General features: G+C 66.4%; 11 protein-coding genes. 10 read left to right on the forward strand and 1 reads right to left on the reverse strand.

Going from position 1 to position 12,163, the window contains the following annotated elements; genetic code table 11:
- Window positions 1-12 precede the first annotated feature (12 nt).
- Window positions 13-2,076, forward strand: coding sequence for a prolyl oligopeptidase family serine peptidase (locus tag WDM86_13740; GenBank protein ID MEI9991094.1), 2,064 nt, complete (start codon window positions 13-15; stop codon window positions 2,074-2,076).
- Between the two features lie 3 nt (window positions 2,077-2,079).
- Here WDM86_13740 and WDM86_13745 read toward each other — a convergent pair whose 3' ends face one another.
- On the reverse strand, window positions 2,080-2,916 hold the full coding sequence (locus tag WDM86_13745; GenBank protein MEI9991095.1) for an oxidoreductase: 837 nt from the start codon (window positions 2,914-2,916) through the stop codon (window positions 2,080-2,082).
- A 95-nt stretch (window positions 2,917-3,011) separates the two neighbouring features.
- Here WDM86_13745 and WDM86_13750 point away from each other — a divergent pair, with 95 nt between their 5' ends.
- The 9 genes from WDM86_13750 to WDM86_13790 all read left to right on the forward strand — a co-directional run bounded on the left by WDM86_13750 (window position 3,012) and on the right by WDM86_13790 (window position 12,128).
- Window positions 3,012-3,962, forward strand: a complete 951-nt coding sequence (locus WDM86_13750) for a LysR substrate-binding domain-containing protein (protein MEI9991096.1) — start codon at window positions 3,012-3,014, stop codon at window positions 3,960-3,962.
- A 117-nt stretch (window positions 3,963-4,079) separates the two neighbouring features.
- The gene (gene ffh / locus WDM86_13755) at window positions 4,080-5,456 is read left to right on the forward strand and encodes a signal recognition particle protein (protein ID MEI9991097.1); all 1,377 of its coding nucleotides are present in this window, start codon (window positions 4,080-4,082) and stop codon (window positions 5,454-5,456) included.
- Between the two features lie 99 nt (window positions 5,457-5,555).
- Window positions 5,556-5,912, forward strand: a complete 357-nt coding sequence (gene rpsP / locus WDM86_13760) for a 30S ribosomal protein S16 (protein ID MEI9991098.1) — start codon at window positions 5,556-5,558, stop codon at window positions 5,910-5,912.
- A 4-nt stretch (window positions 5,913-5,916) separates the two neighbouring features.
- Window positions 5,917-6,450, forward strand: a complete 534-nt coding sequence (gene rimM / locus WDM86_13765; GenBank protein MEI9991099.1) for a ribosome maturation factor RimM — start codon at window positions 5,917-5,919, stop codon at window positions 6,448-6,450.
- Window positions 6,447-7,142 carry a tRNA (guanosine(37)-N1)-methyltransferase TrmD gene (gene trmD, locus WDM86_13770; GenBank protein MEI9991100.1) on the forward strand — a complete coding sequence of 232 codons (696 nt, stop codon included), beginning with the start codon at window positions 6,447-6,449 and terminating at the stop codon, window positions 7,140-7,142. Before rimM ends, trmD begins: the two co-directional genes overlap by 4 nt.
- A 49-nt stretch (window positions 7,143-7,191) precedes the next feature.
- The gene (gene rplS / locus WDM86_13775) at window positions 7,192-7,605 is read left to right on the forward strand and encodes a 50S ribosomal protein L19 (GenBank protein MEI9991101.1); all 414 of its coding nucleotides are present in this window, start codon (window positions 7,192-7,194) and stop codon (window positions 7,603-7,605) included.
- Window positions 7,606-7,785: 180 nt separating this feature from the next.
- The gene (locus tag WDM86_13780; protein ID MEI9991102.1) at window positions 7,786-9,705 is read left to right on the forward strand and encodes an acyltransferase family protein; all 1,920 of its coding nucleotides are present in this window, start codon (window positions 7,786-7,788) and stop codon (window positions 9,703-9,705) included.
- 102 nt (window positions 9,706-9,807) lie between these two features.
- Entirely contained in the window at window positions 9,808-11,640 is a 1,833-nt protein-coding gene (locus WDM86_13785; GenBank protein ID MEI9991103.1) for an ABC transporter ATP-binding protein, read from the forward strand.
- A 164-nt stretch (window positions 11,641-11,804) separates the two neighbouring features.
- Entirely contained in the window at window positions 11,805-12,128 is a 324-nt protein-coding gene (locus WDM86_13790) for an HU family DNA-binding protein (GenBank protein ID MEI9991104.1), read from the forward strand.
- Window positions 12,129-12,163 lie beyond the last annotated feature (35 nt).

A 12,163-nucleotide genomic window follows, 5' to 3' on the forward strand; every position in this document is an offset into this window, starting at 1 on the left:
GGGAGCGATCTTATGAGACGTGGAACATGGCTTGCGGCGGCGGGTTTATTGCTGGCGGTGGCGGCCAAGGGAGCGGTGAGCGTGGAAGACCCCTATCTCTGGCTTGAGGACGTCCATGGCGCCGAGCCGCTCGCCTGGGTGGCGGAGCAGAACGCGCGGACCCGCGCGGTGCTCCAGGCCGATCCGCGCTACCAGCAGGACCATGACGCGGTGCTCAAGGTGCTCGACGCCACCGACCGCATTCCCTACGGCACGATCGTCCGCGACACTGTCTTCAACTTCTGGCAGGACGCCGCCAATCCCAAAGGCGTATGGCGCCGCACCACGCTCGCCGACTATGCGAGCCCGAGCCCGCACTGGGAAACCATCATCGATGTCGACAAGCTCGCCGCCGACGAGCACGAGAACTGGATCTGGAAGGGTGGTAACTGCACCAACGACCTGAAGCGCTGCCTGGTCTTCCTGTCGCGCGACGGCGGCGACGCGCACGTCATCCGCGAATTCGATCTTGCGACGAAGACCTTCGTGAAGGACCGCTTCGCGCTGGCGCATGCCAAATCCGACGCGAGTTGGCTGGATGACGACACGGTGCTGTTCAGCACCGATTTCGGTCCCGGCACGCTGACCAAGTCCGGCTATCCGCGCATCGTGAAGCTGTGGCATCGCGGCGCGCCGATCGATGCGGCGAAGACGCTGCTGGAAGGCAAGCCCGAGGATATCGCGGTCAGCACGCAGACGCTGAACGGCACAGGCGGCGTCTACGCCATGATCGTGCGCGGCGTCAGCTTCTTCGAGAACGAATACCACCACGTCGCGGCCGACGGCACGGTGACGAAGATCGACCTGCCGCTGTCCGCCGTGATCCAGGGCATGACGGGCAAGTACATCGTCTTCACGCTGCGCAAGGAATGGAAGACGCCCGGCAACACCTATCCGCAAGGCGCGCTCGTCGCGATGAACATCGACGGCGGCGCACCGCGGACCTTGTACGTGCCGGGGCCGCGCAGCACGGTCGAGGAAGTCGCCACCGGCCGCGACGCCGTCTATGCCTCGATCTTCGACAACGTCACCGGCTCGATCCATGTCTTCAAGCCGCTTGGTAGCGGCGATTGGGAGCACAGCACGCTCGACCTGCCGGCCAACGGATCGACCCATGTCGTCGCGACCAACGATTTCGGGCCGCAGGCGATGTTCACCTTCGAGAGCTATCTGAAGCCCTCCACGCTCTATCTCGACAAGGGCGACGGCAAGCCGGCCGAGATCAAGGCGCTGCCGCCGCGCTTCGATTCCGCCGGCCTCGTCACCGAGCAGTTCCAGGTCGCCTCGTCCGACGGCGTGATGATCCCCTATTTCGTGACCCGGCCGAAGGCATCGAGCGGGCCGGTGCCGACCGTGCTTTATGGTTATGGCGGCTTCGAGATCTCGCTGACGCCATCCTACTCCGCCAATTTCGGCATGTTGTGGATGGCGCATGGCGGCATCTATGTCGTGGCCAATATCCGCGGCGGCGGCGAGTTCGGCCCGGCCTGGCACGAGGCGGCGCGGTTCGAGAACCACCAGAGGGCGTTCGACGATTTCGCCGCCGTGGCGCGCGATCTCGTCAAGCGCGGCTTCACCACGCCCAAACAGCTCGGCATCGTTGGCGGCTCCAATGGCGGGCTTCTGGTGTCGGCCTCGATGGTCGAGCATCCCGAACTGTTTGGCGCGGTGATCTGCCAGGTGCCGCTGATCGACATGATCCGCTTTACCCAGATCGGCGCCGGCCAGTCCTGGGCCGACGAGTACGGCGATCCGGCGGACCCCAAGGCGCGCGCCTATATCGAGAAATATTCGCCCTATCAGAACGTGAAGCCGGACGTGAAGTATCCCCCGATCCTCTTCACCACCGCGACCAGCGACGACCGCGTGACGCCGGTCCATGCGCGCAAGATGGCCGCGAAGATGGAAGCGTTCGGCGACGATGTCCTGTTCTTCGAGAACACCGATGGCGGCCACTCCGCCGGCGCCAACCACAAGCTGGCGGCGGAGATGTGGGCGCTGAGCTTTGTCTACCTGAAGCAGAAGCTGGGGCTGTAGGCCTCAGGCGCCGGGGCTGAAATCGGTGGACAGCGACACGTCCTTCCAGGCGTCGAATTCGGCCTTGAGCGCCGCCAGCTTCTCGGTAACCGGCCGGATCGCGTCGGAGCCCAGAAGCAGGTGCCCCGGCGGGTTCGGCGCCTCGACCAGCTTGAGCATCGCCTGCGCCGCCTTGTGCGGGTCGCCGGGCTGCTTGCCCGAATAATCCAACCGGCCCTGGCGTATCGGCTCGAACACCGCGTCGTAGTCGGCGATCCTGCGCGGCGCGCGCACCATGGAGCGTCCCGCCCAATCCGTGCGGAAGCGGCCGGGCTCGACGGCGGTGACGTGGATTCCGAGGCCCTCGACTTCCTTGGCCAGAGACTCCGAAATGCCTTCCAGCGCGAATTTGCTGCCGTGATAGAAGCTGAGGCCGGGAAGGGTGATGAGGCCGCCCATCGAGGTGATATTCAGGATGCGTCCGGCCCGCCGCCGGCGGAAATAGGGCAGCACGGCCTGGATCATCGCCACCGCGCCGAATACGTTGACCTCGAACTGGCGGCGCAAATCGTCGAGCGTGGATTCCTCCAGCACCCCTTCATGGCCGTAGCCGGCATTGTTCACCAGCACGTCGATGGGGCCGATGGCCCGCTCGATCTCGGCCACCGCCGGCGCGATCGCCGCGGTGTCGGTCACGTCGAGAACGCGGGCATAGGCGCCTTCGCCCAGCTCTTCGAAGGCGGCCTTGTCGGCCTCCTTGCGCACGGTGCCGACCGCGACATGGCCGGCGCCGACCGCGGCTTCGGCGAGCGCGCGGCCCAGTCCGGTGGAAACGCCGGTGATCAGGAATGTCTTGGCCATGAGGGCCTCCTTGCAGATGCATGGGTGAAGTAGGGTATTTCCATTGTTTTTATAATCCGCATATTCTGGCATGGAGTGATGCAGGATATAGCACAATGCAGATGCCGGGTCTTCTGGAACTCAACGCGGTGGCCGCCGTCGCGACCCATAAAAACTTCCGGCGCGCCGCCGCCGAGCTCGGCCTGTCGGCCTCCGCGCTCAGCCATGCGATCGCCGCGCTCGAGCGCCGGCTGGGCGTGCGCCTCATCAACCGCACCACGCGCAGCGTCGCGCTGTCCGAAGCCGGCGAGCGCTTTCTGGCGCGGGTGCGCCCGGCCTTGCACGAGATCGCCGGCGCGATGGAAGCGGTGAACGAATTCCGCGACCGCCCCGCGGGTCTGCTGCGCATCAACGCATCCGAGCGCGCGGCGCGCCATGTGCTGACGCCGGTCGTCGCTGAATTCCTGCGCCGTTATCCCGACATGCGGGTCGAGCTGGCGGCGGAGAACCGTCTTGCCGACATCGTCGCGGAAGGCTTCGACGCCGGCATCCGCATCGCCGAAACCGTGCCGCGCGACATGATCGCGGTGCCGTGCGGCCCGGATGCGCGCTTCGTCGTAGCCGGATCGCCGGGTTATTTCGCGGCGCATCCGAGGCCGGTCGTGCCCGCCGACCTGTTCGGGCACAATTGCATCCGCCGTCGCATGGCGAATGGCGCGCTGTTCCGCTGGGAATTCGAACGGCGCGGCGAGGAACTGGCGCTGGACGTTCCGGGATCCCTGACGCTGTCGAACGATCCGCTCATGGTCGATGCCGCGCTCGCGGCCATCGGCCTGATCCATCTGCACGAGAGCTGGGTGGAGGAGCATGTCGCCGCCGGCCGGCTGGAGCTGGTCCTGGAAGACTGGACGCCGGCCTTTCCCGATTTGCGGCTGTTCTATCCCGCCAACCGCTACATGCCCGCCGGCTTGCGCGCTTTCGTGGATATCGTGCGGGAGACCGCGGCGCGGCGGCGGCCAGCGCGGGTTCCCGCGCCGGAATTGACTTCCGCGCCGCGACCGGCCTAAAACCCGCCGCTTCCGGAGAACCCTTGGTCCTCCGGTCCTGGGCCGGGCCCAGGATCGCCCCCAGGCAGCGCAGGCGCGCCCCCTGGGGCCGTCATGCTTTGGGAATTCGGGTAACGCATGTTCGACAGTCTGCAATCCCGCCTCGGCGGCGTGTTCGACCGGCTCAGGGGCCGCGGCGCGCTCACCGAGCGCGACGTGGACGAGGCACTGGGCGAGGTCCGCACCGCGCTGATCGAGGCCGATGTCGCGCTCCCCGTCGTCAAGGATTTCATCGACAAGGTCCGCCCCCGCGCCATCGGCGAGGACGTCATCCGCTCGGTCACGCCGGGCCAGCAGGTCGTCAAGATCGTCCATGACGTTCTGGTCGAGACGCTGGGCGAGGAGAATTCCGCGCTCGATCTCGGCTCGCCGCCCGCGCCGATCCTGATGGTCGGCCTGCAGGGCTCGGGCAAGACCACGACCTCCGCCAAGATCGGCCTGATGCTGCAGACCCGCGAGAAAAAGCGCGTTCTGATGGCCTCGCTCGACGTGTCGCGCCCGGCCGCCATGGAGCAGCTTCGCATTCTCGGCGAGCAGACGGGCGTGCCGACGCTGCCGATCGTCCTGGGCCAGGGCCCGGTCGACATCGCGCGCCGCGCCATGGCATCGGCGAAGGTCGGCGGCTACGACGTGCTGATCCTCGACACCGCCGGCCGCCAGCACATCGACGAGCAGCTGATGCTCGAAGTCGCCGCGATCCGCGACCAGGTGAAGCCGCATGAGACGCTGCTGGTCGCGGATTCGCTGACCGGCCAGGACGCGGTCAACATCGCCAAGACGTTCAACGATCGCGTCAAGCTTTCCGGCATCATCCTGACGCGCGCCGACGGCGACGCGCGCGGCGGCGCCGCCCTCTCGATGCGCAGCGTCACCGGCGCGCCGATCAAGTTCCTCGGCACCGGCGAGAAGATGGATGCGCTGGAGGCGTTCCATCCGGCGCGGCTCGCCAGCCGCATCCTCGACATGGGCGACGTCGTCTCGCTGGTCGAGAAGGCGGCCGAGACCTTCGACAAGGAAAAGTCGGAGAAGCTCGCTAGGAAGATGAAGAAAGGCGAGTTCGACATGAACGATCTCGCCGAACAGCTCATTCAGATGAAGAAGCTCGGCGGCATGCAGGGCGTGCTCGGCATGCTGCCCGGCGTCGGCAAGGTCAAGGACCAGCTCGCCCAGGCCGGCATGGACGACAAGGTGCTCACCCGCCAGGAAGCGATCATCCAGTCGATGACCAAGAAGGAGCGCGCCAATCCCGACGTGATCAACGGCTCGCGGAGGAAGCGTATCGCCATGGGCTCCGGCGTCGAGGTCAGCGAAGTGAACAAGCTCCTCAAGATGCACCGGCAGATGTCGGACGTGATGAAGAAGATGGGCAAGGGCGGCCGCGCCATGCAGGGGCTGAGCGCCCTGTTCGGCGGTGGCGGCGGCATGCCTCCGGGAATGCCTGGAGGTCGAAGGTAATTCGCGCGCGGAGACGCGAAGGCGCGGAAAGAACTCCGCGTGCTCCGCGCCTCCGCGTGGATCAAACGGTTTCGAACGAACAACGGAAGGAAGAAAAGAATGGCTCTCAAGATCAGGCTGGCGCGCGGCGGCACCAAGAAGCGCCCGCACTACGCAATCGTCATCGCGGATTCGCGTTCGCCGCGCGACGGCCGCTTCATCGAGAAGATCGGCTTCTACAACCCGCTTCTGCCGAAGGACCACGCCGACCGCGTGAAGCTCGACACGGACAAGGCCGGCGAATGGATCAAGAAGGGCGCCACCGCGTCCGACCGCGTCCACCGCTTCCTCGCCAATGCCGGCCTCGTCAAGCCGCTCGCGAAGAACAATCCGCAGAAGGCCAAGCCCAAGAAGAAGGCGCAGGAGCGCGCCGCGGCGAACGCCAAGGCCGCCGAAGCCGCTTCCGCCGAGGCTTAAGGCGATGGCGGGGCCGTCCCGCGACGTGCTGCTGGCCGCCGTCATCGGCGCGCAGGGCCTGAAGGGCGAGGTGCGCGTCAAGACGTTCACCGAGCATCCCGAGGCGCTGGCGCGCTATCGCGGCCTGCACACCGAAGACGGCCGTCGTTTCACGGTGACGGCGGCGCGCGCCACCAAACCCGACGAGGCGGTGCTCGCGCTGGCCGAGGTGACCGACCGCACGACGGCGGAGAACCTGAAGGGCACCGAACTCTATGTCCCGCGCACGGCGCTTCCCGCGACCGGGGGCGATGAGTTCTACCACGCCGATCTCATCGGGCTGCGCGCCGAGGATATCCATGACCGCGTCATCGGCCTCGTCAAGGCGATCCACAATTACGGCGCCGGCGACGTGATCGAGATCGAGCAGCCGGGCGGCGATACCGTCCTGCTCGCCTTCACCAAGGAGACCGTGCCGGGAATCGAGATCGACAAGGGCCGCATCGTGGTCGCCGTGCCGCGCGACGACGACGCGGAACGCGAGCACGGCGTGGAATGATCTGGTCCGCGACGGTCCTGACGCTGTTCCCGGAAATGTTTCCGGGGCCGCTCGCCGTCTCGCTGCTCGGAAAGGCCCTGCAGAAAGAACTCTGGTCGCTGGAGGTTCGCGACATCCGCGACCACGGCATCGGCCGCCACGCCAAGGTCGACGACACGCCGGCCGGCGGCGGTCCCGGCATGGTGATGCGCGCCGACGTGGCGCTGGCCGCGATCGACGCGGTGCCGGCCGGGGAGCGGCCGCTGATCTATCTGTCGCCGCGCGGCGTGCCGCTCACCCAGAAGCGCGTGATCGAACTCGCGCAAGGTCCCGGCGCGATCCTGCTGTGCGGCCGGTTCGAGGGGCTCGACCAGCGCGCCATCGAGGCGCGCGATATCGAGGAGATCAGCCTGGGGGACTTCGTGCTGGCGGGCGGAGAGATTGCCGCCATGGCGCTGATCGAGGCCTCGGTCCGCCTGATCCCCGGCGTGCTCGGCGACGCCCAATCGCCGGCCGAGGAGAGTTTCTCGGCCGGCCTGCTCGAATATCCGCAATATACCAGGCCGCAGACGGTCGAGGACCGGCCGATCCCCGAGGTCCTAAACAACGGAAATCACAAGGAAATCGCCAAGTGGCGCCAGGCGCGGGCCGAGGAACTGACCAGGGCGCGGCGGCCCGACCTCTGGACCCTCTATGAAAAGAAAAAATCCTAGGCTATACGCCCCGCTCTTTTGCCGACCATCGCCGCCCGGAGATCACGCCATGAACCTGTTGCAGACGCTCGAAGCCGAGCAGATGAAGGCCGTCCGGGCCAAGCCGCTCCCTGAATTCCGCGCCGGCGACACGCTGAAGGTCAACGTCAAGGTTGTCGAAGTCTCCTATGACGAGAAGGCCAAGGCGGAGAAGCGCCGCGAGCGCCTCCAGGCCTTCGAGGGCGTGTGCATCGCGCGCCAAGGCGCCGGCCTCAACGAGGCCTTTACCGTGCGCAAGATCTCGTACGGCGAGGGCGTGGAGCGCGTGTTCCCGATCTACTCGCCGCTGGTCGACAGCGTAACGGTGGTGCGCAAGGGCCGGGTGCGCCGCGCCAAGCTCTATTATCTGCGCGGCCGCCGCGGCAAGTCCGCCCGCATCGCCGAGCGCCAGGATACCGACATCGCGGCTCCCGCCGAGGCGTAATTCGTCTTACCCTCCCGTTTACGGGAGGGTCGAAAAATTCGAAGCGCAGCGACGAATTTTTCGGGGAGGGGACAGCGGTGCCATTTCTGCGCTGCTGTCCCCTCCCCGAAATCTTTTCGCTGCGCTCAAAGATTTCGACCCTCCCGTAAACGGGAGGGTTGGTCTCCGTGTGGGGGCGTGATGGTTCGCGGACACAGGAACGACATCGATGGCCTGCGCGCCGTCGCGATCCTTCCGGTCCTTTTCTATCACGCGAATATCTGGCCGTTCTCCGGCGGCTATGTCGGCGTCGACGTCTTCTTCGTCATCTCGGGCTATCTCATCACCGGCCTGATCCGGCGCGAGCAGGATACCGGAACGTTCTCGCTCGCCGATTTCTACGACCGCCGCATCCGCCGCATCCTGCCGGCGCTGGGCGTGGTGCTTTTCGCATCGGCGATCGCGGCACTGTTCATCCTGCTCCCCGACGAACTCCAGGAGTTCGGGCGCAACCTGATCGCCAGCGCGCTGTTCTACGCCAATATTCGCGATTGGCAGGACGTGGCGCAATATTTCGCGCCGCAAGCCGGCGAGAACCCGCTGCTGCATGTCTGGTCGCTGGCGGTGGAAGAACAATTCTATCTGGTCTGGCCGCCTTTGCTGATGGTCATTGCCCGCGGCCGCAGGGCGCTGGCCCGCGTCATCCTCGCGCTTGCCGCCGCGTCCCTGGCGCTCGCGCTTGTTCTGCACGTCACGCAGAACGACCCGCGCGCGGCGTTCTATCTTCTGCCGCCGCGCGCCTGGGAATTGCTGGCTGGGGCGTTCCTGTCGACCGGCGCGCTTGCGCCCCTGCGTTCCGCTGTGGCGCGCCACGCGGTCGGGACCGCTGGCTTTGCCCTCATCCTTGTCGCCGTGGTCCTTCCCGGCGCGGGCGCGTCTTCGCAGCTCCTGAACAGCTTCATCGCGACGCTGGGAACGGCGGTCCTTCTCTTCGCCTCCGAGGGCGGCGGCAATGTCGTGGGCGACGCGCTCGCCACGCGCCTGCCGGTCTTCATCGGGCGGATTTCCTATTCGCTCTATCTGTGGCATTGGCCGGCGCTCGTGTATGCGAGGCTTTATCTTCATCGCGAGCCGACCCTTGCCGAGTCGGCCGCGATCCTGGCCGCCGTGTTCGCGGTCTCCACCCTGTCGTGGCGCTATGTCGAGCAGCCGATCCGGCGCTGGCACCCGGCTTGGCGACCGCTCAGTTTCGCCGCCGCCGGGATCGGCATCGGCGTCTTCGTCGTCACGGCCGTCGCCTTCGTGTGGCTTCATGGACTGCCCGGACGCATGCCGCCCGATGTCCGTGCCCTCGACGCCGTGGTCCAGCGCCCGATGCCTGGCCGCTGGTGCAGGCCACAGGACAATTGCGTGAGCGGCGATACGGCTTTTGCCGGCGAGGCCGTCCTGATCGGCGATTCCCATGCGCGCGTCCTGTCGCCGGAGTTGAAGCGTTTTGCCGCCGCGCGGCATTTGCGGCTGCGCGAGATGACCCGTCCGGGCTGCCTGCCGCTGCCGGGAATCCGCATCACCCGACCGGACAGGAACTTCCGGCCCTGCGCCGAATTCGCCGATGCCGCGGCGGCCCTGGTCCTCGCATCGCCCTCCGTGCGGCTGGTGATCCTGGAGGCGCGCTGGGAACTCTATGTCAACGACGGCAGCGGATATGTCGCCGGCGGTCGGGCCGCGATTGCGGCCGCGTTGGGAGCGCTGATCGACAAGCTGAACCGGCGCGGAATCCCGGTTCTGGTGATCGGTGCCGTGGTCCCGTTTCCGGAAAGCCCCGCGCATTGCTATGGCCGCGAACGGATCGCCGGACGCAACCCGGCGGCTTGTATGATTTTGCCGCTCGCCGCGGTCCTGCGCCAGACGGCCGTCGCGGACCGCATGATCGCCGCGCTCGCCGAGCACCGCCCCGGCGTCCGCACCTATCTGCCCAACCGCGCCCTGTGCGACGCGACGGCCTGCCATGCGCTCGTCGACGGCCAATTGCTCTATTGGGACGATCACCACCTGTCGCCCGCCGGCGCCGCGCGGGTCGGCCGCGGACTCGACGCCGCATTGCGCCACTGGCCGTCGTGACGCGACTTTCGCGCCACACGCCAAATCATTCCGCTTCGCCCCCTTCCCAACGCAATTCGCCGGATTATTCTCCGCGCCCTTTTTGAGCGTGTGAGCAGTGCCGTGCCGCGTGTGATCGCCACCGAAACCGTCGTCAAGGACGCCGAGCCGCTCGACGAGGCGGTGAAGCTGGCGCATGTCCCCGGCACGCCCTTCGCCTTCATCTGGTTCCTGATCCGCACCCATTTTCCCGGCCGTGTCGCGGCGATGGCCGCCTTCGCCATGACGGCGACCTCGATCGAGGCCTTCACCCCGCTCGTCTTCTCCCATCTGGTCAATGCCATCACCGCCGCGGTGAAGAGCCATGGCGGCTTCGCCACGGTGTGGCCCTGGATCGTGTGGCTGGCGGGCATCTGGTTCGGCGGCGCGCTCGCCTACCGCGCCTATGAGATGGTGGACGTCAACACCGGCCCGCGCATGCGCGGACTGGCGCAGAAATATCTGTTCGTCTACCTGCTCGGCCATTCGCCGCGCTACTTCCAGGACAATTTCGCCGGCAAGCTCGGCCAGAAGGTCAAGCAGGCCGGCCAGGCGGCCATCGGCATTCTCGGCATCGTCTGCATGGACGCGGTGCGCGTCTTCGGCCTCGTCGTCATCGGCGCGGCGCTGATGGCGCTGCAGGCGCCGGCCTATGCGATCATCCTGGGCGTGTGGACGGTGCTCTATCTCGGCGTCGTCTTCGCGCTCGCCAGGCGCTGCGTCGTGCTGTCCAAGGCGCTGTCCGACGAGGTCTCGACCTCGACCGGGCGGCTGATCGATGCGGTATCCAACGCCGATCTCGTGCGCGCCTTCGCCAAGGCCGCCTATGAGCGCAAATTCATCTCCTATTTCCTCGCGGACGAAATGAACGCGTCGCGCCGGCTGCGCTGGTTCCTCATCACGATGCGGATGTTCATGCAGTCCGCGACGTTGCTGCTGCTGGTGGCGCTGGTTTTTGTCACCGCGCGCGACATCGTCGCCGGCGCGATCTCGCTCGGCGCCTTCACCATGATCTACCTGCTCGCCAACCAGATCGCGCGCGGCGTGCAGGAGCTTTCCTTCCGCATGCTCGACTATTTCGAGCAGCTCGGCACACTGGCCGAGGCGCTCGATCTCGTCAGCGCCCCGCACGAGATTGTCGATGCGCCGGATGCCAAGCCGCTCGCCGTCGGCAAGGGGCATATCCGCTTTGAGAACGTTTCGTTCCGCCATCCCAACGGCTATCAGGTGTTCGAGAATTTGAACCTCGACATTGCGCCGGGCGAGCGGGTCGGCCTTGTCGGGCCGTCGGGCGCCGGCAAGTCGACGCTGGTGCGTTTGCTGCGCCGCCAGTTCGAGCCGCAGTCGGGCCGCATCACCATCGACGGGCAGGACATCGCCCATGTCACCTGGGATTCGCTCAACGAGGCGATCGCCGAAGTGCCGCAGATGCCCGGCGTGTTCCATCGCAATGTCCGCGACAATATCCGTTATGCGCGGCCCCTGGCCGAGGCCGAGGAGGTCGAAAGCGCGGCGCGCCAGGCCCATGCCCACGACTTCATCTCCGAGCGCGACGAAGGCTACGACATGATCGTGGGCGAGCAGGGCATCAAGCTCTCCGGCGGCGAGCGCCAGCGGGTGGCGATCGCTCGCGCCCTGATCAAGGACGCGCGCATTCTTGTGCTGGACGAAGCGACCTCCTCGCTCGATTCCGAAAGCGAACACTTGATCCAGTCGGTGCTGTGGACGCTGGTCCAGGGCCGCACGGTGATCGCCATCGCGCACCGGCTCTCGACCATCGCCGGCATGGACCGGGTGGTCTATCTCGATCAGGGACGAATCCTGGAAGACGGACCGCACCGCGTGCTGCTCGCGAACAAGGGGCCTTATTCCCGGCTCTGGAACCGCCAGATGGGCGGCTTCATCGACGCGGCGTAAAAGGTCCATAAATCGGGCCTTTCGCGCGTTGTCCGCGCCAAACAGTCCCAATAGCGCATATAAACCCCGATTTATCGCGCTTTTCGCCAGACATCGCGTGCGTTGCGTCTCGGAAGTACAGTAAAATCGGGCATTCGTTTGATTCGCAACAAGGAGCAAAAACAATGGCAATAGCTGGAACTGGCGCCCCGAAGGCCGCCAAGGCGAAGGTCGAGACGGTGAGCACCCGCCAGCTTGGCGCCGCGCTGGCCGAGAAGCATGAGATGTCGAACAAGGCCTCGCTCGCGATTATCGACGACGCGATCGCACTGATCACCAAGCACCTGAAGAAGGGCGCCCGCGTCCGTCTGAACGGGCTCGGCATCCTGGTCGTGCGCAAGCGTGCCGCCCGCATGGGCCGCAACCCCGCGACCGGCGAAGCGATCAAGATCAAGGCTTCCAAGAAGGTCGCCTTCCGCGCCGCGAAGGAGCTGAAGGAATCGATCTGATCGATTTCCTCGGCAAAGAGATCAAGCCGGCCGAT

The sequence above is a fragment of the Rhizomicrobium sp. genome, assembly GCA_037200045.1.
Lineage (GTDB): Bacteria > Pseudomonadota > Alphaproteobacteria > Micropepsales > Micropepsaceae > Rhizomicrobium.

Bases quoted from the DNA above. Each gene is read 5' to 3' on its own strand.
- WDM86_13740 (MEI9991094.1), top strand. From the start codon at position 13: ATGAGACGTGGAACATGGCTTGCGGCGGCGGGTTTATTGCTGGCGGTG.
- WDM86_13745 (MEI9991095.1), bottom strand. From the start codon at position 2,916: ATGGCCAAGACATTCCTGATCACCGGCGTTTCCACCGGACTGGGCCGC.
- WDM86_13750 (MEI9991096.1), top strand. From the start codon at position 3,012: ATGCAGATGCCGGGTCTTCTGGAACTCAACGCGGTGGCCGCCGTCGCG.
- ffh (MEI9991097.1), top strand. From the start codon at position 4,080: ATGTTCGACAGTCTGCAATCCCGCCTCGGCGGCGTGTTCGACCGGCTC.
- rpsP (MEI9991098.1), top strand. From the start codon at position 5,556: ATGGCTCTCAAGATCAGGCTGGCGCGCGGCGGCACCAAGAAGCGCCCG.
- rimM (MEI9991099.1), top strand. From the start codon at position 5,917: ATGGCGGGGCCGTCCCGCGACGTGCTGCTGGCCGCCGTCATCGGCGCG.
- trmD (MEI9991100.1), top strand. From the start codon at position 6,447: ATGATCTGGTCCGCGACGGTCCTGACGCTGTTCCCGGAAATGTTTCCG.
- rplS (MEI9991101.1), top strand. From the start codon at position 7,192: ATGAACCTGTTGCAGACGCTCGAAGCCGAGCAGATGAAGGCCGTCCGG.
- WDM86_13780 (MEI9991102.1), top strand. From the start codon at position 7,786: ATGGTTCGCGGACACAGGAACGACATCGATGGCCTGCGCGCCGTCGCG.
- WDM86_13790 (MEI9991104.1), top strand. From the start codon at position 11,805: ATGGCAATAGCTGGAACTGGCGCCCCGAAGGCCGCCAAGGCGAAGGTC.